We start from the raw sequence: 24322 nt of genomic DNA on the forward strand, positions 1-24322 counted from the left end.
ACCTGTGGACGACGGCCGTTCACCCGCGCGCGGGGCGTCGCGCTCAGTCGGGCTGCGGGTCGGGCTGCGGGTCGGGCTGCGGGTCGGGCTGCGAGTCGGTGGTGAGCGCGTCGAGCAGGGCCTGCAGCGCCTCGTCGCAGGTGCGCTCGACGATCTCCTCGCGGGTGCCGCGCAGCTCGAGCGCCGTCGTCCGGACGCCGTCCGGGCTGCTGACGGCGACGAAGACCGTGCCGACCGGCTTGCCCTCCTGCTCGGTGGGGCCGGCCACGCCGGTGGTGGCGACGCCGTGGGTGGCGCCGGTGATGGCGCGGACGCCGTCGGCCATGGCCGCGGCGCACGCGGCCGAGACGACGCCGTGGCGCGCGACGAGCTCGGCGGGCACGCCGAGCACCGCGATCTTGACCGAGGTCGCATACGACACGACGCCCCCCAGATAGGTCTGGGAGGCGCCGGGTACGGCACTCAGCCGGGCGGCCAGACGGCCGCCGGTGAGCGACTCCGCGGTCGCCGCGCCCGACCCGGACCGCCGGAGCAGGTCGTGGACCTGCTCCGACAGCCCGTGGTCGTGCTGGGCGCGGCGCCCGCGGAAGGAGACGATCAGCCGACCTTGATGGTCTTGGAGGCCGTCTTCTTGTTGAGGTTGGCGTTGCCGACGTACACCACGGTGACGGTGGTGTTCTTGGTCAGCTTGGCCAGCTTGAGGCTGGCCTTCTGACCCGACAGCGTCTTGGTCACGGTGCGGCCGTTGTACTTGAACTGCACCTTGCCGGTGACCGTGAGACCGGTCGCCGCCAGCTTCACGCTGACCGTCGGCGTCGCGTTGCGCTTCACCTTGGCCGGCGCGGTGACCGTCATCGACGGGGTGGCCTTGGCCACCGAGACCGTCTTCGGCGTGGCCGCCGCGGCGACGTTGGCGTCACCGAGGTAGCGCACCTGCAGCGCCTGGTTGCCCGCCGTCTTGAACACCGGCAGGACGATCGTGGCCTTGCCGCTGCTCAGGGTGGCCGAGCCCAGCACCTTCGTGCCCTGCCGCACCTCGACCGTGCCGGTCGGCGTGACGCCGGTGGCGTTGACCGTGACCGCCACGCGGGCGCGGTCCTTGCCCACCACGGGCTTGGCCGGGGTGACCGTCGCCGACACCGTCGCCGCCGCCTTGACCACGGTGACCGTGACCGAGCCGGTGTCGCTGGTGTAGTTGTCGTCGCCGGAGTACTCCAGGTCGAAGGTGTACTGACCCGGGGCCAGCGACAGCGCCGCGACCGGCACCGTGGCGGTGCCGTTCTCGAGCGAGGCGGTGCCGATCACGGTGTCACCGTTCTTGACGGTGACGGTTCCGGTGGCCGGCTTGCGGCTCTCGGGACCGACCGACACGGTGATCGCGCCGGGCTGGCCGTAGGTGATCTGCGCGGACTCGCCGGTGACGTTCGCGTTGACCTTGGTCACCGGGACGCTCACCGAACCGGTGGACGGCTCGTAGGTGTCGTCGCCCTCGTAGCTGAGGGTGAAGGCGTTCGAGCCGACCTCGAGCGACGCCGCCGGGACCGTGATGTTGCCGGTGCCGTCGACCAGCTCGACCGAGCCGACCTCGGTGGTGCCGTTGAGCAGCGTGACCGTGCCGGTCGGGTCGCCGTAGTCCTGACCCGGGGTGACCGTGACGATCACCGTGGCGGTGTCGCCGTAGGTGACCGGGTCGGCGGTGCCGCTGACCGTGGTCGCGACCTTGGCCACCGAGATGGTGACCGTGCCGGTGCTGGCGTCGAACGCACCGTCGCCGAGGTAGGCGAGGGTGAGCTCGTTGTCACCGGGCACCAGGGCGTCGCCGTCGACCGTGATCGTCGCCGAGCCGTTGGTCAGCGTCCCGGTGCCGACGACCGTGTCGCCGTCCCGGATCTCGACCGTGCCGGTGGGCACCTCGTCACTGTTGGTCGCGTCGACCGTGACGAGCACCGAGGCGTCCTGGCCGGCCGAGACCGGCGAGGCGGTGCCGGTCACCGTGGTGGCGAAGCGCTCCACGGTGATCGGGAGACCGATCTCGGTGCCGGTGGTGGCGCCCTTGACCGTCAGCGTCTGGACGCCGCCCGGCGCGTTGGCCGGGAGGACGAACGAGACGCTCGCCTTGCCCGACTCGTCGGTGGACGCGCCGTCGGCCTGACCGGTGCCGGTGCCCGGGTTCGGGATCGTCTGGTCGACCGTGTAGGTGCCGAGCACCGTCTCGCCCAGCGACACCGTGACCTGGGCGTCCTTGACGTCGGCCTGGCTACCGGCGTTGCCGGTCATGATCAGCGAGCTGAGGTCGAAGCTGACCGTCTCGCCCGGTCGGTAGGTGGTGTCGTTCGGGTTGGGGAACTTCACGCCCACCGCGCGCTGCGAGTAGTCGACCTCGAGCGGGGTGGTGCCCACGACCTGCTCGAAGTAGTCGACCTGGGCCTGCAGGTCGGCCTTGCCGGTGTCGCGCTTCTGCGTGCCGTTGTTCAGCTCGCGGAAGTTGTCACCGCCCGAGGCCAGGAACGAGTTCACCGTGACCGAGTAGGTCTGGGTCGGGTCGAGCTCGACCCCGTTCAGCTTCATGCTGGTGATCTCACCCTGGGTGTAGGTCGCAGCACCGTCCGTGGTCGACGGCGTGGGCAGCACCGCCGTGTCGTAGGTGTACTCGAAGCCCTCCGACTGACCCAGCTTGAGGAACGGCCGGGTCGGGACGATGCCCGCGGCGGTCAGCTGCCACTGCTGCTCGAGCACGGTCTCGATCTGCGCACCCGTGAGCCGCATGTTGACCAGGGTGTTGGCGAACGGCTGTACGTTGGCCGCGTCACGGTAGGTCACCGTGCGCGACGGGTTCGAGCCGTTGCCGGCCAGGTCGGCCCGCAGACCACCGGGGTTCATGAAGGCGATCTGCGCGGAGCCCGACTCGGGGTTGCGCGTGGCCCACCGCTGGATCTCGGCGACCAGGTTGCCCAGGGTCGACTCGCCACCGCGGTTCTCGCGGGTGCCGTCGCCGAACTTGGCCCGCGAGAGCGGGGCCTCGATCTTGCCCACCTCGACGGCACCGAGCACGGCGGCCTGGTTGATGGCGTCGTTCACGATCGGGACGACGTCCGGGTCGGCCGGGTAGAGCGGCGCGAACGGGGTGGTGGAGTTCTTGAGCGGCAGGAGGGCCTGCGTCTTGGACTGCACCACACCGGTCTGGGTGTCGACCACGAACTTCAGCTGGTTGAGGTTCGTGCCGTACTGGCCGGCCGAGACCACCGGGCGCTCGACCGTCTTGCCCGTCACCGGGAAGGAGCAGTTGTAGGCGAGGTGGGTGTGACCCGACACGATCGCGTCGACGTCGGCGCTGGTGTTGACCACGATGTTGCCCCACGTAGTGGCGGGGTCGGTCATGGTCGCGCAGCTGGTGCTGGGCGAGCCCTCGTGCACCAGCAGGACGACGAGGTCGGCTCCGCCGGCCTTGAGCGCGTTGGCGGCGGCGTTGGTGGAGTCGACGATGTCGTCGACCGTGACGCCCTGGATGCCCGCCGGGGAGACCAGCGACGGCAGGTCCTCGGTGACGGCGCCGACGAAGCCGACCTTGACGTCACCGAACGTCTTGCCCCACGTGTCCATGAGGTCGTTACGGCCGTTCGGCTCGTTGACGTTGGCGGCGATGTACTCCCAGTCGGCACGGTCCTGCACGCGGCCCACGAGGTCCTCGTAGCCCTTGTCGAACTCGTGGTTGCCGGCGGCCGAGACCTCAAGGCCGGCCTCGTTGAGCGCATCGATCGTGGGCTCGTCGTCCTGGATGAAGGACTCGAAGGTGGAGGCACCGATCAGGTCACCGGCGGCGGCGAACACCGTGTCGGGGTTCTCGCCCCGCAGCTGCTTGACGGCACCGGAGAGCACCGCGGCGCCGGCCTGGCCGTCGGTCGAGGTGTTCGGGCCGGCCGGGTTGCCGGTCTGGCTGCCCGGCGCACCGGCCTGGTTGTTGAGCAGGCGACCGTGGAAGTCGTTGGTGGCCAGGATCTGGATGGTGCGGGTGGCCGGCTCCTGCACGGTGAGCTGGAGCGTGTCGGTGCCGGCGTCGTAGGCCGCGTCACCGCTGTAGTCGACGACCAGGGTGTAGGTGCCCTTGGCGAGGCCCGAGGTGTCGGTGACGACGTTGGCGGTGCCGTTGACCAGCTGGCCGGTGCCGAGGGTGTCGGCCCCGTTGCTGATGGTCACCGAACCCGTCGGGGTGCCGGCGGTGCCGGTGACGGTCACCGGGATGACCGCGTCGCTGCCGACGTTGACGGTCTGGTCGGCGGCGGTGACGGTGGCGGCGACCCGCTCGGCGACGGAGATGCCGACGACCTCGGGGTTGTGATCGGAGGAGCTCCACGGCGTGGCCGCGTAGTAGTCCTCACCGTGGTAGTTACGACGCGAGTACTGGTAGGCCAGCGACTCGTTGGCGTTGATCTCCCAGATGTCGCTGCCGGTGGTCACGTCCTGGGCCGCCGTGTTGGCGAGCACGTGGTCGAGCGAGCCGGAGAGGCCGTCGAAGCTGTACGACGCGTCGGTCGGGTCCTCGGACGCCAGGTTCTCGTAGCCCGCGTCGTAGAGGACCTGCATGGGGTCCTCCTGGGTGTAGGCGTTGAAGTCGCCCACCAGGAACATCGCGTCGACCGAGCGCGAGGCCTTGAAGTCGTTCGCGAAGGTCGCGAGGGCGGTGGCCTGGTTGACGCGGTCGGGGTTGGCGTTGCCCTGGCCGGTGCCGTCGTCGGTGCCGGAGCCCTTGGACTTGAAGTGGTTGACGATGACGCCGAAGGCGCTCGAGTCGGGCTCGCCCTTGGGCTTGAAGGCCTGGGCCAGCGGCTCACGCGCGTTGTTGAACGCGGGGGCGGTGGTCAGCACCTGCGAGGCGCCGACCAGGTCGACCGTGCTCGGGTTGTAGATGAACGCGGTGCGGATGACGTCCTGCTCGGCGAGCGTCGGCAGCACGGACGGCGAGGGCACGAAGGCCCAGCGGGCGGTCGGGCCGCCGGCGTCGGCGTTGAGCGCGGTGACGAGGGTCTGGACGGCCTGGTCGCGGTTCGGGCTGCCGGGCATCTTGACCGAGTTCTCGATCTCCTCGAGGGAGACGATGTCGGCGTCGATGGTGTTGATGGCGTCGACGATCTTGGCCTGCTGGGCGATGAAGTCGTCCTGCTGGGCCGCGCCGCGCGGACCGTTGCCGGTGCACGAGTTGACCGCGACCCGGTTGCCGTTGCGGTCGGTGAAGTACGTGCAGGTGCCGGCGCCGGAGGCCACGTAGGCCTCTCCGGTGGTCGGGAAGTAGTTGAGCACGTTGAAGGTGCTCAGCTTCAGGTCGCCGCCGACCGGGGCGGGCTGCAGGTTGTTGGCGCGGTCGGTGCCGAAGGTGGCGGTGTTCGCGCCGTTGCCGGTGATGCGCTGGGTGGGCTGGAACTTCCAGGCACTGTCGCGGTACTCGAGGATGACCGGGCCGGTGAAGGTGACCGGGGCGCCCATCCGCGGCGGGTTGGCGTTGTTGGTGATCCACGGCAGCGGCAGCGCCTGGTTGGCCGAGGACATGTAGTTCGCGCTGGAGCCGTCGTCGAGCACGACGGCGCGCGCGGCGTTGTCGGCCACGACGCCGGCGGTGTCACCGTTCTGGGCGTCCTCGACGTCGGTGGGCTGGATCAGCGGCTTGGTGCCGGAGGCCAGACCGATCGAGGCGAAGGCGTTGGCGCCGCCGGTGATCGAGTAGACGTTGCTGACCGTGAAGGGACCGGTGGGGGCGAGCAGCTCGCCCTCGTGGGCCTCGCGGCCGGCGTCCGTGCCGGGGTAGGCGATGGCCGCAGGGGTCACGGGCGCCTTGGCGGCGATCTTGGTGACGCCGCCCGAGGCGGGGGTGATCTCGGTCGTGCCGGAGAACTCCGAGACCGGACCCGTCACGCGCACCGTGTCGCCGATGGCGACGCCGGACGGCTGGGAGTTGGCCCCGAAGACGAAGATCGCGTCGGAGGCGCCCGGGGTGGCGTCGGCGGTGCCACCGGTGCCGGGGGTCTGGATGTAGATGCCGTTGTAGTTGCCGGCGCCGCTGGCGTACTGCGCGGTCACGATGCCCTCGGTGGTCACCGTCTGGCCGCTCAGCGGGCTGGTGTCGGTGTCGGTGCCCTGGATCTGGGCGATCGGCGTGATCGCGAGCGTCGCCGAGACCGTGTAGGTGAAGGTCGTCTGGGCGGTCGCGCTGCCGTCGCTGACGGTGGCGGTCACCGAGAAGGGGCTGCCGGTCGTCGTGGTCGGCGTGCCGGAGACCTGACCGCTGGACGAGGCGGTGATGCCCGGGGGCAGACCGGTCACGGTCCAGGTGTAGCTGCCGCTGCCGCCGGAGGCCTGCAGCTGGAAGGGCGTGATGGCCTCGTTCAGCACCGCCGACTTGTTGCCGGGGTTGGTCGCGGAGAGCGCGCTGCTGCCGCCGGTGTTGGAGGCACCCGGCGTGGGGTCCTGGGAGGCGAAGTCGGTGGAGTTCGCGTCGGTGTCCGTCGCGTTGACCCGACCGATGCTCTTGGTGACCGAGTTGCCGGTCGCCGCCGTGCCCTCGGGAGCGTTGCTGGTGCCCCACCCGAGCTTGTCGACGACGGCGGTCGAGGACGACGGGTCGACGGCGGTCGTGCCGGTGACCAGCGTCATGGTGCCGCCGGCGTTGCCGGGGTTGATGTTGGTGGAGGTCTGCCCAGGGCTGGCCGGCACGTCGGCGCCGATCGAGCCGTTCGAACCGCCGACGACGACGTAGTAGCCGTTGCCCGGGATCGTGCCCGTCAGCGCAGCGACGCCGGTGGAGCTGCCGGTGCTTCCCGGCGCGCGGTACTGGACCGACATCGGTGTCGTCGAGAAGTCGACCGCGGACGAGCTGAGGTTGCGGATCTCGACGTACTTGCTCTTGTAGGTGGCGCTGGCGGAACCGCCGTTGATGTACACCTCGTTGATCACGAGAGTGCTGCTGGCGGCCTGGGCGGGCGCGGTCGCGAGACCGAGCGCTAACGGCGTGGCGACGAGGCCTGCGACGAGCGTCCCGATCAGGGCGCGTCGCGGTGAGACGTGCGTGGACACAGAGGGTGACCCTTCAGGTAACCGGAAAGGAGGTGGAGCAGGGAGCGAGCTGGACGTGCACAGGCGGGGCGCATGGGGTCGCCGCCCGGGGGAAGGTCGGAGCACCTTACGACGGGAGGACAGGCCTCCGTCCACGACTTCGGGAAAACGATGCGAAAACGTCCGGTGGTGTGACCGATGCCCGCGACGGGCGTCACATCGGGCCGTTTCAGGCCGACTTCTGCCGCCGCTGGCGCCAGAAGTCGCGGTAGAACTCGTAGCCCGACCAGAGCGTCATGGCGACGGCCGCGGCGAGGAAGCCCTGGGCCACGTAGAAGAGGACGTCGCCGGGCACGTCGGCCCAGCCGTCGAGCTGGCGCAGGGGCAGGGTGAGGAAGCCCAGGGCCACCGCCTGCAGGGTCGTCTTGACCTTGCCGTTCCAGCTGGCCGGGATCACGACGTCCCGCGCCACCGACAGCCGCAGGAGCGTGACCGACCACTCCCGGGTCAGCACCACGATCGTCACCCACCACCAGATGTCGCCGGTGATGGAGAGGGCGATGAAGGCCATGCCGGTGAGCGCCTTGTCGGCGATCGGGTCGGCGATCTTGCCGAAGTCGGTCTCGATGTCGCGGGCCCGGGCGATGTCGCCGTCGATCTTGTCGGTGGCCATGGCGACCGCGAAGACGACCCAGGCGAGCGTGCGCCACAGCACGGAGTCCTGGTCGTGGCCGAGCAGGAACCAGCCGTAGACCGGCACCAGCACGATGCGGAGCGTGGTCAGCGCGTTCGGCAGGTTCCAGTTGCTCGTGGCCGGGCGCTGCTCGGTGCTCATCGCACGACCCCCGCTGCGACCCGGGGCCGGGCGACGAGGTCGACGCCCTCGGTGGCGGTCACCACGGCCGGCACCAGGTCGCCGACGGCCAGGCCCACGGCGTCCTCGAGACGGGTGGTGCCGTCGACCTCGGGGCCCTGGTGCGCCGCGCGGCCCTCGGCGACGCCGTCCTCGAGCGACTCGACCAGGACGACGACGTCCTCGCCGAGGCGCTCCTCGGCCCGCTGGGCGTTGAGCTGCTCGACCAGGTCGCCGACGTGGCGCACGCGCTCGGCCACCTCGTCGTCGTCCAGCTGGTCGGTGAAGCCGGCCGCCTCGGTGCCGTCCTCGTCGGAGTAGCCGAAGACGCCGGTGACGTCGAGGCGGGCGGCGACGAGGAAGTCGCACAGCGTCTGCAGGTCGTCCTCGGTCTCACCGGGGAACCCGACGATGACGTTGGAGCGGACGCCGGCGGTGGGCGCGAGCCCGCGGACGCGGTCGAGCAGGCCGAGGAAGGAGTCGGGGTCGCCGAAGCGGCGCATGCGGCGCAGCACCGTCGGACTGGCGTGCTGGAAGGAGAGGTCGAAGTAGGGGACGACGCCCGGCGTGGTGGTCATGGCCTCGATCAGCCCGGGGCGGATCTCGGCGGGCTGCAGGTAGCTGACCCGTACCCACTCGACGCCGTCGATGCCCGCGACCTCGGGCAGCAGCGTCTCGAGCAGCCGCAGGTCGCCGAGGTCCTTGCCGTAGGAGGTGGAGTTCTCGGAGACCAGGAACAGCTCGCGCACCCCCTCGCCGGCCAGCCACCGCGCCTCGGTGAGCACGTCGGAGGGACGCCGGCTGACGAAGGAGCCGCGGAAGCGCGGGATGGCGCAGAAGGTGCAGCGGCGGTCGCAGCCGCTGGCCAGCTTCAGCGGCGCCATCGGGCCGCTCTCGAGCCGGGCGCGCGGCGTGGGGGCCGCGGGAGCGCCGTTCTGGCGGTCGACCGGGCTGATGGGCAGCAGCCGGCGCCGGTCGGAGGGCGTGTGGGGGTGGTGGGTCTCCCCCGCCACGATCGAGCGCAGCCGGGCGGCGATGTCGGGGTAGTCGTCGAAGCCGAGGACGGCGTCGGCCTCGGGCAGCGAGTCGGCGAGGTCCTTGCCGTAGCGCTCGGCGAGGCAGCCGACCGCGACGACGGCCTGGGCGCGGCCGCCGCCACCCGCGTCGTGCTTGAGGTCGGCGGCCTCGAGGAGGGTGTCGACGGAGTCCTTCTTGGCCTGCTCGACGAAGCCGCAGGTGTTGACGACCACCGTGTCGGCCTCGGCGGGGTCGTCGACGAGGCGGAAGCCGTCGGCGGCGAGGCGCCCGGCGAGCTCTTCGGAGTCGACCTCGTTGCGCGCGCACCCGAGGGTGAGCATCGCGACGGAGAGCGGCGCTGGTGCCGGTGGTGTGGTGGTCACTGCCGTCGAGTATGACGCCGCGGCGCCACTGCACCCGAATCTGACGCGCGCCCCGTCACGCTCGCGCGATGTTGACCAGGGGTTCGCCGCGCGCGAACCGGCCCACCTCGGCGGCGCACAGCGCGGCCGCGTTGTGGGCGGTCTCGCGGCTCGCACCGGCCAGGTGCGGGGTCATCACGACGCCCTCGGTGGTCAGCAGCCGCGAGCCGTCGGGCACCGGCTCGGTCGGGAAGACGTCGAAGGCGGCCCCGAACAGCCGGCCCGCGTCGAGCGCGTCGCACACGGCGTCGTAGTCGACCAGCGAGCCCCGCGCGCAGTTGACCAGGACGGCGCCCTCGGGCAGCAGCGCCACCCGCTCGGCCGAGACCAGGCCGGCCGTCTCGGGCGTGGCGCGGGCGTGCACGGTGACGAACGACGAGCGCCGCATCAGCTCGTCGAGGTCCTCGACCGCCTCGACGCCCGCCTCGGCCAGCGCGTCGGCGTCCGCGTAGGGGTCGAAGACGACGACCTCGGCGCCCAGTCCCTGGAGCCGCTGCGCCACGAGCGCGCCGATGGCGCCGTAGCCGACGATGCCGGCGGTGGCGCCCGCGACCTCGGGGCCGACGGCGTCGTAGCGGTAGTAGTCGCCCCGCCAGGTGCCGCCGCGCAGCTCGGCGTGCACCGCCGGCACCCGCCGGGCGGCGGCCAGCAGCAGCGCGATGGTGTGCTCGGCGGTGGCGACCGCGTTGCGGCCCGGCGCGAAGGTGACGGTGACGCCGGCCTCGGCGGCGGCGGCCAGGTCGGCGTTGACCGGTCCGCCGCGGCCCACGCAGAACAGCCGCAGGTCGGGACAGGCGTCGAGCACCCGGGCGGTCAGCGGGGCCATCTGCGTCACGCAGGCGACGACGCCGTCCAGCGCCTCGATCATCTGATCCTCGGTGCCGGAGGCCTCCTCGACGCCGCCGACGGGGCCGAACGGCACGTCGGGCCACGGCAGGGTGATCTCGCGGACGTCGGCGTCGGGCACCTCGGCCCGCACGGCGTCGGCCAGGAGGCCGGGTCGCACGAAGAGGTCGCCCGCCGCCAGCACCCGCAGCACGTCGGTGTCGCCGCTCATGTCCACTCCCCCGCGGCGCAGTTCAGGCGCAGCAGCGCGACGGCGCCGCCGTCGACGCGCAGCTCGGTGAGGGCGCAGTTGTCGAGCCGCGGGAAGACCGAGCGGTAGGCCGCGAGGTCGAGCCCGAGCAGGTGGCACAGGGTCAGGCGGATCATCGTGTTGTGGCCGACGACGAGCACGGTCGCGTCGGCGTCGCCCGCCTCGGGCGCCAGCTCGTCGAGCACGGCGGCGTAGCGGGCCACGGCGTCGACGGGGTCCTCGCCACCCGGGAAGTAGGAGCCCACCGGGTCGCTGAGGAACGCCGCCAGGGCGGCGGGGTCGTGCTGACCGAGCTCGGCGGTGGTGAGCCCCTCGGCCACGCCGAAGTCGAGCTCGACCAGCCGCTCGTCGACGTGCAGCGGGACGCCGGCCCCGCTCGCGGCCGGGACGGCGGTCTGGTGCGACCGGGTCAGCGGCGAGCACCACACGGCGTCCAGCGAGGCGCCGGCGGCCCAGCCGCCCAGGCGCGCGGCCTGCTGCACGCCGTGATCGGTGAGCGCCACGTCGGTGCGGCCGGCGTAGCGGTTCTCGGCGTGCCAGACCGTCTCGGCGTGCCGCGTCAGGTACAGGTTCAGGCCCATGTCGGTGTCCTCTCGAGGGCGTGACGGGCGACGTCGTCGGCCAACCAGCCGCGCTCGGTCAGGGCGCCGACCCAGCGTCGGTAGCCCTCGGCCAGCCGGTCGCCGCGGTCGCCGCCATGGCCTGGGCCGGCGCCGGGCTCGACGACCTCGGCGATGCGGACCATGCGGACCACGACGTCGGCCAGCGGGTCGCCGCCGACCGTCGCGGCCGCGAGCGCGGCCATGCCGAGCGCGGGCTGGGAGTTCTCGGGGCGCTCGAGCGGGCGGCCGAGCACGTCGGCGCGCAGCCGGGTCCAGGCCGGGTTGCGGGTGCCGCCGCCGGTGACCCGCATCGCCCCGTCGAGCGGCACGCCCATGAGGTCGAGCCGGTCGAGGCAGAGGCGCTCGGCGAACGCCACGCCCTGCAGCCCGGCGGCGAAGGCCTCGACGTCGTCGCGCGGCTGCCCGACCACGAGGTCGTGCGCGTCGCCGGCCACGAAGGGGAACCGCTCGCCCTGACCGGCCAGCGGGTAGCGCAGCACCCCGGTGGGCAGCGCGGCCTGCGCCCCCTCGGTCAGGCGGGCGAGGTCGTCGTCGGCCAGGCCCGCGGTGACGGCGCCCGCGCCCGTGCTCGACGCGCCGCCGGGCAGCCAGTGCCCGGCCGGCGAGCGGTGGGAGTAGACGACGCCGGTGGGGTCGTCGACGGGGCGCTCGGCCACCGCCTTGAGCACCAGCGTGGTGCCGAGGACGGCGTTGACGGCCCCCGGCGTCACGCAGCCCGCCCCGAGCTGCGAGGCGCAGCCGTCGGTCATGCCCGCGACCACCGGCGTGCCCGCGCGCAGCCCGGTCGCCTCCGCGGCGGCGTCGCCGACGTGACCGAGCACGGTGCCGGGCAGCACGACGTCCGGCAGCAGCGAGGGCGGGACGCCGAGCGCGGCCAGCGTGCCGCCCGGCCAGCCGACCCCGTGCAGGTCGGCGCCGGTCTTGAGCGCCGTGCTGGTGTCGGTGGCGACCGGGTGCCCGACGAGCCGCTCGTTGACGACGTCGCCCTGGTGCGCCAGCCGCACGCCCGGCTCAGGACGGCCGTGCGTGCGCAGCCACCACACCAGGCGCGGCAGCGCCCACGACCGCTGCATCCGGCGGTAGCCGGCCGTCGCCCAGTCGGCCGCCCCCAGCCGGTTCACGTCGTCGAGCAGCCCGGCGGTGCCGCCGGCGCGCGCGTCGTCGTACATCAGACCGGGGGCCACGGGCCGGCCGCCGGCGTCGAGCAGGGTGAAGGTGCCCGAGGTCGAGTCGACCGCGACACCCGCCACGTCCGCGTGCTCCCCCGCGGCGGCCGTGGCCTCGCCGAGGGCGGCGGTCGTCGCCCGCCACCAGTGCTCGGGGTCCTGCTCGTGACGGCCGTCGTCGCGCCGTCCGGTCAGCGGGGCCGCGCCCTCGCCGAGCAGCCGGCCGTCGTCGTCGACCACCACGGCGCGCACGCCGGTGGTGCCGAGGTCGACGCCGGCCCAGGCGCGAGTCACCGCGCCGCCCACGTGGGGGCGAGGGTCTCGCGCAGGGCGCGCTGCTCGGCCAGTCGCTCGGCCCACCGCGCGCCGGCGCCCTCGCGCGGCTCGACCGGCTCACCCAGCCGCACGTGCGCGGCGGCCGCGGCGCCGAGGTCGGGCACGTCGCCCAGCGCCACCAGTGCGACCAGCATCGCGCCGCGCGCACCCACCTCGCTGTCGGCGCACCGGCGCACCGGAAGCCCGCACACCTCGGCCAGCACACCGGTCCAGAGGTCGGACGCCGCGCCACCGCCGCACACGGCGAGGCCGCTGGGGTCGACGCCCTCGGCCGCTGCGAGGTCGAGGCACTCCAGCACGGTGAGGCTGAGTCCGTCGACCATGGCGCGGGCCACGTCGGCCGGCTCGGCGTCGAGGCTGAGGCCGGTGAGCGAGCCGCGGGCGCGGGCGTCGGCGAACGGGGCGCGCTCGCCGGCCGGCGCGAGGTAGGGCAGGAACCGCACGCCGGCGGTGTCCTCGGCGGCGTCCGCGGCGAGGTCGAGCAGGGCGGGGGCGTCGTCCACGCCGAGCAGCCGTGCGCCCCACTGCAGCGCCTCGCCGCCGGTCATGGTGGGCAGCGAGCGCAGCCAGCGGCCGGGGGCGCCGAGCGAGACCGTGATGCCGATGCCCTCGGTCTCGCGCGGGGCGACGCGGTCGACGACGACCTGGGTGGCGATCGTGGTGCCGAGGATGATCGAGCCGTCACCGGGCTCGAGGGCGCCGGCACCGATCGCGGTGGTGCACACGTCGTACGGCGCCAGCACCACCGGCGTGCCCGCGGGCAGACCGAGCTCGCCGGCCGCCTGCTCGGTCAGCGGCGCCGACGCGCCGGCCCGGACGACGGTGGGCAGCAGCCGGCGGCGTGCCCGTAGCCCGTAGAGGTCGAGCAGCGCGTCCGACCAGTCGGCGGCGGCCGGGTCGAGCAGCGGGGCCGAGGCGTCCGACTCCTCCAGCCAGCGCTCGCCGGTGAGCCGGTGCATCACCCAGCCGCCGGCCGAGAGCGCGGACGCCGACCGGTCGAGCACGTCGGTGTCGTGCCGCTCGAGCCAGCGCAGCAGGGGCGCCGACATGCCGGCGGTGACGCGTGAGGGGTTGCCGGCGCGGGCGGCCTCGTCGAGGACACCGTCGCGGCGCCACTGCTCGAGCACGTCGGTGGCGCGACCGTCGTTCCACAGCATCGCCGGGCCGGCGGGGCGTCCGTCGTGGTCGACGAGCCACAGCCCGTCGCCCTGGGCGGTGATCGCGAGGGCCGCGACGTCAGGGCCCGGGGTCGCAGCCACCTCGCGCACCGTCTCGGCCACGGCCTGCCACACCGCGTCGGCGTCCTGCTCACACCATCCGGCGTTCGGCCGGCCGACCGCGACCGGACGACGGGCCAGCGCGGCCTCGCGGCCGGCGTCGTCGTAGCGCACCGCCTTGACCAGCGTCGTCCCGACGTCGACGGCGACGACGCGGCCGGGGCCGTTGCCCTCAGCCACGACCGCTCGCCTGCCTCGACCGACGGGCCACCGAGTCGAGCGCCACGGCCAGCAGCAGCACGGCGCCGGTGATCATGAAGCGGTAGCTGGAGTCGAGCTGCTGCAGCGTCAGGCCGCTCGAGATCGAGCCGATCACGAGGATGCCGAGCAGCGCCGAGATGGCCGTGCCGCGACCGCCGAACAGGCTGGTGCCGCCGATGACCGCCGCGGCGATGGCGTTGAGGTTCACGTCGCCGGTGCCGGTGTCCTGGGTGGCGGCGCCGAGACGCGAGGCCGCCAGGATGCCGCCGAGCGCGGCGAGCGAGGAGCACAGCACGAACGCCGAGGTGTAGACCTTCCGCACGTCGATGCCGGCCCGGCGCGCCGCCTCGGTGTTGCCGCCGACGGCGTAGAGGTTGCGGCCGAACCGGGTGCGGGTGAGCAGGTACTGCATCGCCAGCACCAGGCCGATGAAGCAGACGAACAGCCACGGCACGCCGCGCTTGAGGCTGAGGTAGTAGACGGCGAAGGCCAGGGCGAGCAGCAGGACGGCGCTGCGCAGCAGCAGCCACTGGGTCGAGACCGCCGGCAGGTCGTGCGCACGGCGGGCCCGCGAGCCGGCCAGGCCGAGCCCGAGCGAGGCGGCGACGGCGACCACGACGAGAGCGTAGGCGAGCCAGGCCGGCACGAAGGCGAGCGAGGTGAACCGCACGATCGGGGAGTCGAAGCCGAGGTTGTAGCCGTCGCGACCGGTGAGCACCCACAGCTGCACGCCGAGCAGGCCGAGCAACCCGGCGAGGGTGATGACGAACGACGGCACCCCGAGCCGGTTGTAGGCCTGGGCGTAGATCCACCCGACGAGCGCGCCCGCGGCGAGCGCGGCGAGCACGCCCAGCACGAGCGGCAGCTCCCACCGGATGAAGACGGTGCCGAGGACGGCGGCCGAGACGCCGCTCATCGAGCCGACCGAGAGGTCGATCTCGCCGACGAGCAGCACGCACACGATGCCGAGCGCGATCACGCCGACCGGGACGAGGTCGATCGTGAGGTTGATCAGGTTGGTGCTGGAGAGGAACGACCGGTTGGTGAGCTGGAAGACGACCCAGATCACCACGATGCCGCCCACGACCGGCAGCACGCCGAGGTCGCCGCCCCGGGCCCGGCGGATCGTGCCGCGCACGACGTCCCCGATGCCCTGCGGCTCGTTGGCGAGCTCGCGCTGCAGCCGGACGGCGGCCTCGGTGCCGGCGTCGGTGCCGGCACCAGCGGACGTGCCGGTGGTCGCGACGGGCTCGCGCACCTCCTGGCTCATGGGGTGACCTCCTGGTCGGTGGTGGTGCTCGGGGACGTCGTCGGCTCGGCGCCTGCGGCTGGCGCGGCGCCGGCGCGGCGCTCGGCGCGCCGCGAGACGGCGTTGTCGTCGGCACCGGTGATGGCGGCGACGAGCTGCTCGTTGGTGACGTCGTCGACGGCGAAGTCGCCGTTGTTGCGGCCCAGGCGCAGCACGCAGATGCGGTCGGCGACGGCGCGCACGTCCTCCATGTTGTGGCTGATGACGATGACCGCGAGGCCGTTGTCGCGCAGCCGCTCGACGAGGTTGAGCACCTCGGCGGTCTGGGCCACGCCGAGCGCCGCGGTGGGCTCGTCGAGCACGATCACCCGTGGGTCGCCGAGCAGGGTGCGGGCGATGGCGACGGTCTGGCGCTGGCCGCCCGAGAGCGACGAGACGGGCACGCCGAGGGTGGGCAGCCGCGCCGACAGCTCGCGCAGCAGCGTCCAGGAGCGCACCTCCATGCCGACGTCGTCGAGCGCCCACGGCCGCAGCTCCTGGCCGAGGAACAGGTTGGCGGTGACGTCGAGGTTCTCGCACAGCGCGAGGTCCTGGAACACGGTCGCGATGCCGAGCCGGCGGGCGTCGGCCGGCGAGCCGAGCTGCACCTGGCGGCCGTCGCGCTCGATGGTGCCCGCGTCGGGCGGGTGCACCCCCGAGAGCACCTTGACCAGGGTCGACTTGCCGGCGCCGTTGTCGCCGACGACGGCCACCACCTCGCCGGCGCGGACGTCGAGGTCGACGCCGCCGAGGGCGGCCACCGCGCCGAACGACTTGCTGATGCCGCGCAGCCGCAGCACCGGCTCGGCGCCGCCCGGACCGCGCCGGTCGCCGTCCGCCCTCGTCTCAAGGACCGTCACGACTCGATGCCGAGCGTGCGGCAGCCGGCGGCGTACTCGCCGGCGCACACCTCGGCGGGGTCGAGGACGCCGTCCGGGCCGAAGATGACCTCCTTGAGGTTCTCCTGCGTCACGACGGTCGGCTCGAAGAGCTGCGACGGCGTGTCGAACAGCGTGGTGGTGGGCTCGGGCTCCTCGCCCTGCACCATCTGCCAGGCCACCTCGGCGGCAGCCTCGGCAACGGTCTTGATGGGCTTGGAGATGGTGTTGTACTGGTCGCCGTTGATGATCCGCTGGACGGCGGTCAGCTCGGCGTCGTTGCCGGTCACCGGAGGCACGGGCGCCCCGGCGGCCTTGAACGCCGCGATCGCCCCGCCGCCGGTGCCGTCGTTGGCGGCGATGACGCCGGCGATGTCGCCGTCGAACTTGGTGATCTGGCCCGCGACCCACTGCTGGGCCTTCTCCGGCTGCCAGTCGGGGGTGTCGTACTCGGCGAGCTCCTGCCGGCCGCTGGCCTCGACGGCCTCGTCGATGCCCGCCTTGATCAGCTGGGCGGCGGCGTCGGTGGGCGAGCCGTTGACCTGCAGCACGCCGCCCTCGGCGCCCTGCTCGTCGAGGTCGTCGAGCAGCGACTGGGCGATCGAGGAGCCGATGGCCTTGTTGTCGAAGGAGACGTAGAAGTCGGCGGGCTTGTCGGGGATCGGCCGGTCGTAGGCGATCACCTTGACGTCCTGCGACTGGGCGGTCTGCACGATCTGGGCCGCGGCCTTGGAGTCGACCGGGTCGAGCACGATCACCGAGGCGCCCTCGGCGATGGCTGAGTCGGCCTGGCGCTGCTGGGCGGCGGCGTCGCTGTCGGCGTTCTGGTAGATGACCGTGCAGCCTCCGCACAGCTCCTTCATCTTCGCCTCGAACAGCGGAGCGTCGTAGAGCTCGTAGCGGGTGGAGGCGAGGTCGGGCATGAGGAAGGCGACGGTGGCCTCCTCGGGGTCGCCGCCACCGGCGCCGGGCTCCTCGGCGCACGCGGTCAGGGCGGTGGCGGCGAGCAGGAGGACGCCGGCGATCCCGGCCCCCCTGCGGATGCGTCGTGTGGTCATGCGATCTGACTCCTCCGGTGGGTGACGGCGCTCACACCGTCCTGCGCCCACCGTCGGCAAGCGGGCGTGAGGGTGTCAACGAAGCCGCAGAAGCGAACATCCACCGTGTGCTCACGATCCGGCGTAGTGTTCAGTGCGGCCGGCTCGACCGGGTCGATCTCGCGCTGCGACGCCGAATTCGCGGGTCCAGCGGGCCACCGGCGGGGCGTGTTCGGTTCACACGAAGGGAACATCGACGATGGCGGACGCCGTGGGCCTGCGGGCCCGACGCGAGCACATCCGCGAGCGGGTGGTCGACGAGGGGTTCGTCAGCGTCGACCAGCTCGCCGAGCGGCTCGGCGTCACCCCGATGACGATCCGACGCGACCTCGACCACCTGCAGGCGCGGGGGTGGCTGCGGAAGGTGCGCGGCGGGGCCACCGCGCAGCCCTCGGCGGTGCACCACGGCGACGTCCGGCACCGCACGCAGGCGATGGCCGAGGCCAAGGAGGACCTCGCCGCGGCCGCGCTGGCGCTGGTGCGGCCGGGCCAGTCGGTCATGTGCGACGAGTCGACGACGGCCCTCACCCTCGCGGCCCTGCTGCCGCAGCGCGCGCCGTTGACGGTGATCACCAACTTCGTGCCGATCATCCAGCGGCTGGCCGGCAGCGCCGGCATCGACCTGATCTCGTTGGGCGGCGCCTACTACCCGGCCTACGACGCCTTCCTCGGGCTGCGCACGGTCGACAGCATCGCCACGCTGCGGGCCGACGTCCTGTTCGCCTCGACCACCGCCGTCACGCGTGGCGCCTGCTTCCACCAGTCGCAGGAGACGGTGGCGGTCAAGCGTGCTCTGATGGCGGCCTGCGACCAGAGCGTGCTGCTGGTCGACCACACCAAGTTCCAGCGACGGGGGTTGTTCCACATGGCCGGACTCACCGCCTTCGACCTCGTGGTCGTCGACTCCGGGCTGCCCGCCGACGACGTCGAGGCGCTGCGCACGCTGGGCGTCGAGGTGCGGGTGGCGCCGTCCCGCCGCGAGCACCGGCAGGAGGCGGGCGCGTGAGCGAGGTCGCCGCTCCCGCCCCCGGCACCGGGCTCGTGCTCGGCTCGCCGGCGGGCCGGTGGGTGCTGGTCGCCACCATCCTCGGCTCGGCCATCGCCGGCATCGACGCCACCGTCGTCAACGTGGCGCTGCCGGCCGTCGCCGCCGACCTCGACACCGACTTCGCCGCGCTGCAGTGGACCGTCTCGGCCTACGCGCTCACCCTCGCCTCCTTCATCCTGCTCGGCGGCACGCTGGGCGACCGGTTCGGACGCCGCCGCGTCTTCGTGGTCGGCGTGGTGTGGTTCGCGGCCGCGTCGCTGCTGTGCGGCCTGGCCGTCAACGCCGAGATGCTCATCGGCGCGCGGGCGGTGCAGGGCATCGGCGCGGCGCTGCTGACCCCCGGCAGCCTGGCCATCCTGCAGGCCTCGTTCGCGACGTCCGACCGGGCGCGGGCCATCGGCGCCTGGTCGGGGCTCGGCGGGGTCGCCACGGCGATCGGGCCGCTGCTCGGCGGCTGGCTGGTCGACGTCGCCTCGTGGCGCTGGGTGTTCCTGATCAACCTGCCGCTCGCCGCGCTGGTGGTGTGGCTCGCGGTGCGCCACGTGCCCGACTCGCACGACGCCGGCGCCGACGGCACCCCGGTCGACTGGGCCGGCGGGCTGCTCGGCGCACTGGCGCTGGCCGGGGCGACGTACGCGCTCATCGAGTCCGGCGGGGGTGCGGCCGTGGTGGTGCCGAGCGTGGCGGTGGCCGTGGTGGCCGGGGCGGCGTTCGTCGTCCGGCAGCGGCGGACGCCCTACCCGGTGCTGCCGCTGTCGGTCTTCGGCTCGGCGCAGTTCAGCGCGGTCAACGCGGTGACGTTCCTGGTCTACGGCGGCATCGGCATCGTGTTCCTGCTGCTGGTGCTGCAGCTGCAGGAGGCGACGGGGTTCGGGCCGGTGGCCGCGGGGTCGGCGCTGCTGCCGGTGACCGCGCTGATGCTGGTGCTCTCGTCTCAGTCGGGGGCGTTGGCGGCGCGCATCGGGCCGCGGCTGCAGATGACGGTCGGACCGGTCGTGTGCGCCGGCGGCATGCTGCTGCTGGCGCGGGTCGGCGAAGGCGACTCCTACCTCGTCGACGTGCTGCCCGGCGTGCTGGTCTTCGGTCTCGGCCTCTCCGCGATGGTCGCGCCCCTCACCGCCGCCGCCCTCGGCGCGGCGCCCGACGAGCACGCCGGCCTGGCCTCCGGCGTCAACAACGCGGTCGCCCGCACCGGCGGTCTGCTCGCCGTCGCCGCCATCCCGGTGGTCGCCGGCGTCGACTCCGAGTCCGGCGCCGGCCTCGGCGACGGCTACTCCGCCGCGCTGCTCATCTCGGCCGGTGTGCTCGTGGTCGGCGCGGTGGTCGCGGCGCTGACGGTGCGCAACGACGTCCTCGACCCCGGGCCTGCCCCCGCGTCGACGTCCGGGCCGACGCCCGCGTCGACGCCCGGTGGCCCCGACGCCGCCCCGGACGTCGTCCCGGCCGCGATGGCCGGCGCCGACCCCGTCCGCGAGCCCGCCCCCTCGCGCCAGCTCACCCACTGCGGCGTCGGCGCCCCGCCCGTGGTCTCGGCCTGCGACGACGCCGGCCGCCCCTGCAGCGGCCGCCGCGGCTGACCGCGTCTCCTGCGGCCGGGTCGGGGCGGGCCGGGCGGGTCGGGGCGGGTGGGCGGTGCGAGAGCCACGCTCTCCACCGCTCGGACGGTGGCTGACGCACCGCTGAGCGGGCCGGGTCGGGTGGGCGGTGCGAGGGCCACGCTTTCCGCCGCTCAGACGGTGGCTGATGCACCGCTGAGCGGGCCGGGCCGGGTGGGCGGTGCGTGAGCCACGCTTCCCGCCGCCCGGACGGTGGCTGACGCACCGCTAAGCGGGCCGGGCCGGGTGGGCGGTGCGTGAGCCACGCTTCCCGCCGCCCGGACGGTGGCTGACGCACCGCTAAGCGGGCCGGGCCGGGTGGGCGGTGCGAGGGCCACGCTTTCCGCCGTCCGGACGGTGGCTGACGCACCGCTGAGAGGGCCGGGCCGGCCGGGTGGGCGGTGCGTCAGTTGCCGAATCGGACGCCCGAACGGGAACCACCTCACCGCTGACCCCGGTGAGCGGTGCGTCAGTTACCGAATCGGACGCCCGAACGGGAACCACCTCACCGCCACCCAGCGCCACCCCCGGCGAGCGGTGCGTCACTCACCGAACCCCACGACCGAACGGGAACCACCTCACCGCCGACCCCGGAGCCCGCACACCCCGCACAACCCGCCGGGGCCATGGAGGCCGCGGGGACACCGGGGACGCTGATCCGACCGACCGGCGCGCCCCTAGGGTGGTCGGCATGGACAAGCCCGAGATCGAGTTCCCCGACTCCGACCCGCCCGCCGACCTCGTGGTCACCGACGTCACCGTGGGTGACGGCCCGGAGGCCGCGGCCGGCCAGACGGTCAAGGTGCACTACGTCGGCGTCGCGCACTCCACCGGCGAGGAGTTCGACGCCTCCTACAACCGCGGCGAGCCGCTGCAGTTCCGCCTCGGCGTCGGCCAGGTCATCAGTGGCTGGGACACCGGCGTGCAGGGCATGAAGGTCGGCGGACGCCGCCAGCTCGTCATCCCGCCCCACCTCGGCTACGGCGACCGCGGCGCCGGCGGGGTCATCAAGCCCGGCGAGACGCTCATCTTCGTCGTCGACCTGCTCGAGGTCCGCTGACCCGAGCACGACCGGCCCCGGCCGGAGACGCGACGAAACTCCCGGTTCTGCGACGAAGCTTCGTCGCAGAACCGGGAGTTTCACCACTTAAGTGGTGAAACTGCCAGACCCCAGGATCACCAGGGGAAGTCGTCCGGCGTCGACCCGTCGGCGACGCGGGCGGAGGCGGCTGCGACGGTGACGAGGTCCCCGTTGACGAGCTGCCGGCCGCGGCGGGTCTCGGGCTGGCCGTTGACCCGCACGACACCGCCGGCGAGCAGCGCCTTGGCGTCGGAGCCGGAGTCGACGAGGTTGGCCAGCTTCAGGAACTGGCCGAGCTTGATCGACTCGTCGTCGATGTGCACGAGCGGGACGTCTGCCGTTGCCATGGGTTCTAGTGAATCACCACGGTCGCCGCGTGGATCAGCAGGCCCACCAGTCCGCCGACGATGGTGCCGTTGATCCGGATGAACTGCAGGTCCCGTCCGACGTGCAGCTCGATGCGTCCGGCGGCCTCGCGACCGTCCCACCGCTCGATGGTGGAGGTGATGACGCCGGTCAGCTCGGTGCCGTAGCGGTCGACGGCGAAGACGACCGCGTTCGCGAGCCGCTCGTCGAGGCGGGCCCGCAGCGCGTCGTCCGACCCCAGTCGTGCGGCGAACGCGCGCGCCTCGGTCATCAGCCGCAGCCGGACCGCGCCCTTCGGGTCGGAGAGCGAGGCCGACAGCGCCCGCTGCAGCGCCTGCCACAGCGAGATGCCCGAGGAGACGACGGCGGGGTGGTCGAGCAGGCGGTGCTTGAGGCGCTCGGCGCGCTCCTGGGTGGCCGGGTCGGTGAGCAGGTCGTCGGCGAGCCGGTTGAGCATGGTGTCGAGCGCGAGGCGGGCGCGGTGCTCGGGGTCGTCGCGGATGTCGTCGACCCACCGCACGATCTCGACGTGGATGCGGGCGGTCACCTTCTCGTTGATGCTCTCCGGCGCCCACCAGGGCGCCCGCTCGCCGAGCACGTCCTGCACGGTGCGCGGGTTCTCGACCAGCCAGTCGTGCAGCTCGGTCAGCACGAGGTCGACCAGGCCGTGGTGGACGTCGTCGCGCAGCACCCCCTCGAGCAGGCCGCCGAGCAGCGGCGAGATCGGCTCCTCGCGGAACCGCGGCACGAGCGCCTCGGTGACCAGCGCCTCGACGTGCTCGTCGCGCACCTTCGACAGCGCGATGCAGGCGACGTCGGCGACCTCCTCGACCACGCGCGCCGCGTTGGCCTCTACGGCGAGCCACTCACCCAGCCGCTGCGCGGGCGTCACGGCGGCGATGCGTTCACGGATGATCGCCTCCTGCAGGAAGTTCTCGCCCACGAAGTCCTGCAGGCCGCGGCCGAGCTCGTCCTTCTTGCGCGGGATGAGCGCCGTGTGCGGGATCGGCAGCCCCAGCGGGTGCTTGAACAGCGCCGTGACGGCGAACCAGTCGGCGATGGCGCCGACCATCGAGGCCTCGGCGCCGGCGTTGACGAATCCGAGGACGCCGTCCTGGTTCAGGGTCAGCACGTAGACGATCGCCGCCGCCACCAGCAGGGACGTCGCCACGGTGCGCATGCGCCGCAGCGCGCGGCGGCGCTCGGCGTCGGCGAGGGGGTCGGCCGGGAGCGCCGGCGCGTCGGACGTGCTCGCGGCGGGCGGCGAGAGAGTGGGAGCCACGCCCTCATCCTTGCCGAGCCGCGGGCACGAACCGTGGAACACTCGACGCGCGCTTCCCCCAGCCCCACCTGACCCTTCCCCGAGTCCCTGTCACGGAGCTGATCGCATGCCCCGTCGCGTCCTGCGCGCGTTCGCCGTCTCGACGCTGACCCTGTTGGTGGTGCTCGCGAGCCTGCTGGTGGGCCCGCCGGTCACCGCGGACGACGGCGACGGCACCGCCGACGGGAGGCACGCCGAGCCCCTCGACCGGGCCGACGGCGCCGAGCGCACCCTGGTGCTGCGCGACCTGTTCCTGGCCCGCCCCACGCTCGAGGGCCTCGGGCGCGAGGTCGCCGACGGCCTGCTCGCCCGGCCCACCGACCGCAGCGCCGACCCGTTCGGCGACGGCTACGACGCGCCCTCGGTCCGCGCCTGCCGTAGGCACGTGTGCGTGCACTGGGTGCGCCGCGGCGCCGACGCCCCCGCGAGCCGCGCCTGGGTCGAGACCACGCTCGGTGTGATGGAGAAGGTGTGGCGCCACCACGTCGGCCGCCTCGGCTACCGCGCGCCGGCCCCCGACGGACGCCGGGGCGGCGACGCCCGCTTCGACGTCTACCTCAAGGACCTCGGCGCGCAGGGGCTCTACGGCTACTGCGCCCCCGAGCGCCGTGTGGCCGGCAGCACCCACCGCGCCGTCGGCTACTGCGTGCTCGACGACGACTTCTCCCGCGCGCAGTACGCCCGCCCGCCGATGCAGAGCCTGCGGATGACGGCGTCCCACGAGTTCTTCCACGCCATCCAGTTCAACTACGACTTCGCCGAGGACCCCTGGCTGCTCGAGTCGACCGCGACCTGGATGGAGGAGCAGTTCGCCGACGGCGTCGACGACAACCGCAGCTTCCTGCCCGCGGGCCAGATCGGGCAGCCGGGCGTGCCACTCGACCGCTACGACACCGCGGGCCTGGCCCACTACGGCAACTGGACGTGGTGGCAGTTCCTCGCCGGCCGGCTCGGCACCGACGTCGTGCGCAAGGTCATCGAGCTGACGCCGCGCACCCACTCGGTGGCGGCGCTGCGGCGGGTGCTCGGCTCGCGCGGCGGTCTCGGACGACGCTTCGCCGGCTACGCGCTCGGCAACACCGCGCCCGCCCGCACCTACCCCGAGGGCGCCGCCTACCGCGCCGCGCCGGTGCCCGAGCGGCGCCTCGGCCCGCGCTCGCCGCGGGGCCGGCTCGAGACCCGGGTCGACCACCTCGCCTCCGCCAGCCTCCGCCTCCGTCCCGGCCCCCGGGTCGGGGACGGCGCCCGCGTGCGGCTGCGCGTCGACGCCGGCCCGCGCTCCGCCGCCGTCCTGATGGTGCAGCGCCGCGACGGCACCGCCCGCTCCCGCCGCATCGCGCTCGACCGTGACGGCCGCGGCTCCGCGCTCGCGCGCTTCTCCCCCTCCGTGCGGTCGGTGACCGTCACCGTCGCCAACGTCTCGACCCGCTACCGCTGCGACCGCGGCACGGTCTACGCCTGCCACGGCGTCCCGCGCGACGACGGCCGGCCGGTCGTCGTCCGCGCCGCCCTCGCCTGAGGGGGGTGCAGCACCGCGGCTCCGCGGGAGTAGCGTCGACGGTCGGTTGCTGAGGTCAACCAACGGCTCGACCACCCGGTCGACCCACCGACCACGA

17 protein-coding genes are annotated in these 24322 nt (G+C 73.5%); 4 read left to right on the plus strand and 13 right to left on the minus strand.

From position 1 onward, the window contains the following. Nucleotides 1–43: 43 nt before the first annotated feature. The 11 genes from ABEA04_RS22015 to ABEA04_RS22065 all read right to left on the minus strand — a co-directional run bounded on the left by ABEA04_RS22015 (nt 44) and on the right by ABEA04_RS22065 (nt 17256). On the minus strand, nt 44–601 hold the full coding sequence (locus ABEA04_RS22015; protein ID WP_345464429.1) for a CinA family protein: 558 nt from the start codon (nt 599–601) through the stop codon (nt 44–46). Next, complete coding sequence (locus tag ABEA04_RS22020) at nt 598–6942, minus strand: ExeM/NucH family extracellular endonuclease (RefSeq protein WP_345464141.1); 6345 nt, start codon at nt 6940–6942, stop codon at nt 598–600. Before ABEA04_RS22020 ends, ABEA04_RS22015 begins: the two co-directional genes overlap by 4 nt. A gap of 328 nt (nt 6943–7270) precedes the next feature. After that, on the minus strand, nt 7271–7876 hold the full coding sequence (gene pgsA / locus ABEA04_RS22025; protein ID WP_345464144.1) for a CDP-diacylglycerol--glycerol-3-phosphate 3-phosphatidyltransferase: 606 nt from the start codon (nt 7874–7876) through the stop codon (nt 7271–7273). Beyond that, nucleotides 7873–9252 (minus strand): 30S ribosomal protein S12 methylthiotransferase RimO, encoded by a 1380-nt coding sequence (rimO, locus tag ABEA04_RS22030; RefSeq protein WP_345464432.1) that lies wholly within the window; start codon nt 9250–9252, stop codon nt 7873–7875. Before rimO ends, pgsA begins: the two co-directional genes overlap by 4 nt. A 97-nt stretch (nt 9253–9349) precedes the next feature. Beyond that, nucleotides 9350–10390 carry a 2-hydroxyacid dehydrogenase gene (locus ABEA04_RS22035; RefSeq protein ID WP_345464147.1) on the minus strand — a complete coding sequence of 347 codons (1041 nt, stop codon included), beginning with the start codon at nt 10388–10390 and terminating at the stop codon, nt 9350–9352. Continuing rightward, a complete protein-coding gene (locus ABEA04_RS22040) occupies nt 10387–11010 on the minus strand; it encodes a histidine phosphatase family protein (protein WP_345464149.1) in 624 nt (207 codons plus the stop codon). Before ABEA04_RS22040 ends, ABEA04_RS22035 begins: the two co-directional genes overlap by 4 nt. After that, nucleotides 11001–12512 (minus strand): FGGY-family carbohydrate kinase, encoded by a 1512-nt coding sequence (locus tag ABEA04_RS22045; protein WP_345464152.1) that lies wholly within the window; start codon nt 12510–12512, stop codon nt 11001–11003. Before ABEA04_RS22045 ends, ABEA04_RS22040 begins: the two co-directional genes overlap by 10 nt. Continuing rightward, nucleotides 12509–14011, minus strand: coding sequence for an FGGY family carbohydrate kinase (locus ABEA04_RS22050; protein WP_345464155.1), 1503 nt, complete (start codon nt 14009–14011; stop codon nt 12509–12511). Before ABEA04_RS22050 ends, ABEA04_RS22045 begins: the two co-directional genes overlap by 4 nt. Beyond that, complete coding sequence (locus tag ABEA04_RS22055) at nt 14004–15302, minus strand: sugar ABC transporter permease (protein ID WP_345464158.1); 1299 nt, start codon at nt 15300–15302, stop codon at nt 14004–14006. The genes ABEA04_RS22050 and ABEA04_RS22055 overlap by 8 nt, the downstream gene beginning before the upstream one ends. Beyond that, entirely contained in the window at nt 15299–16180 is an 882-nt protein-coding gene (locus tag ABEA04_RS22060) for an ATP-binding cassette domain-containing protein (protein ID WP_345464161.1), read from the minus strand. The genes ABEA04_RS22055 and ABEA04_RS22060 overlap by 4 nt, the downstream gene beginning before the upstream one ends. Next, entirely contained in the window at nt 16177–17256 is a 1080-nt protein-coding gene (locus ABEA04_RS22065; protein WP_345464164.1) for a substrate-binding domain-containing protein, read from the minus strand. The genes ABEA04_RS22060 and ABEA04_RS22065 overlap by 4 nt, the downstream gene beginning before the upstream one ends. 238 nt (nt 17257–17494) lie before the next feature. On the opposite strand from ABEA04_RS22065, the gene ABEA04_RS22070 reads away from it, so the two are divergent. The 3 genes from ABEA04_RS22070 (at nt 17495) to ABEA04_RS22080 (ending at nt 20998) form a co-directional block, all read left to right on the plus strand. Then, entirely contained in the window at nt 17495–18301 is an 807-nt protein-coding gene (locus ABEA04_RS22070; protein ID WP_345464166.1) for a DeoR/GlpR family DNA-binding transcription regulator, read from the plus strand. Then, nucleotides 18298–19920: an MFS transporter gene (locus ABEA04_RS22075; RefSeq protein ID WP_345464169.1), complete on the plus strand. Its 1623-nt coding sequence runs from the start codon at nt 18298–18300 to the stop codon at nt 19918–19920. The genes ABEA04_RS22070 and ABEA04_RS22075 overlap by 4 nt, the downstream gene beginning before the upstream one ends. 709 nt (nt 19921–20629) lie before the next feature. Further along, nucleotides 20630–20998, plus strand: coding sequence for an FKBP-type peptidyl-prolyl cis-trans isomerase (locus tag ABEA04_RS22080; RefSeq protein ID WP_345464172.1), 369 nt, complete (start codon nt 20630–20632; stop codon nt 20996–20998). Nucleotides 20999–21114: 116 nt separating this feature from the next. On the opposite strand, the gene ABEA04_RS22085 is transcribed toward ABEA04_RS22080, so the two are convergent. Further along, nucleotides 21115–21366 carry an RNA-binding S4 domain-containing protein gene (locus tag ABEA04_RS22085; protein WP_345464175.1) on the minus strand — a complete coding sequence of 84 codons (252 nt, stop codon included), beginning with the start codon at nt 21364–21366 and terminating at the stop codon, nt 21115–21117. A 5-nt stretch (nt 21367–21371) separates the two neighbouring features. Beyond that, nucleotides 21372–22667, minus strand: coding sequence for a DUF445 domain-containing protein (locus ABEA04_RS22090; RefSeq protein ID WP_345464178.1), 1296 nt, complete (start codon nt 22665–22667; stop codon nt 21372–21374). Nucleotides 22668–22773: 106 nt separating this feature from the next. On the opposite strand from ABEA04_RS22090, the gene ABEA04_RS22095 reads away from it, so the two are divergent. Further along, nucleotides 22774–24225 (plus strand): MXAN_6640 family putative metalloprotease, encoded by a 1452-nt coding sequence (locus ABEA04_RS22095; RefSeq protein WP_345464180.1) that lies wholly within the window; start codon nt 22774–22776, stop codon nt 24223–24225. Nucleotides 24226–24322: the final 97 nt, after the last annotated feature.

Source organism: Nocardioides marinquilinus (assembly GCF_039543705.1).
GTDB classification, from domain to species: Bacteria; Actinomycetota; Actinomycetes; order Propionibacteriales; family Nocardioidaceae; genus Nocardioides; species Nocardioides marinquilinus.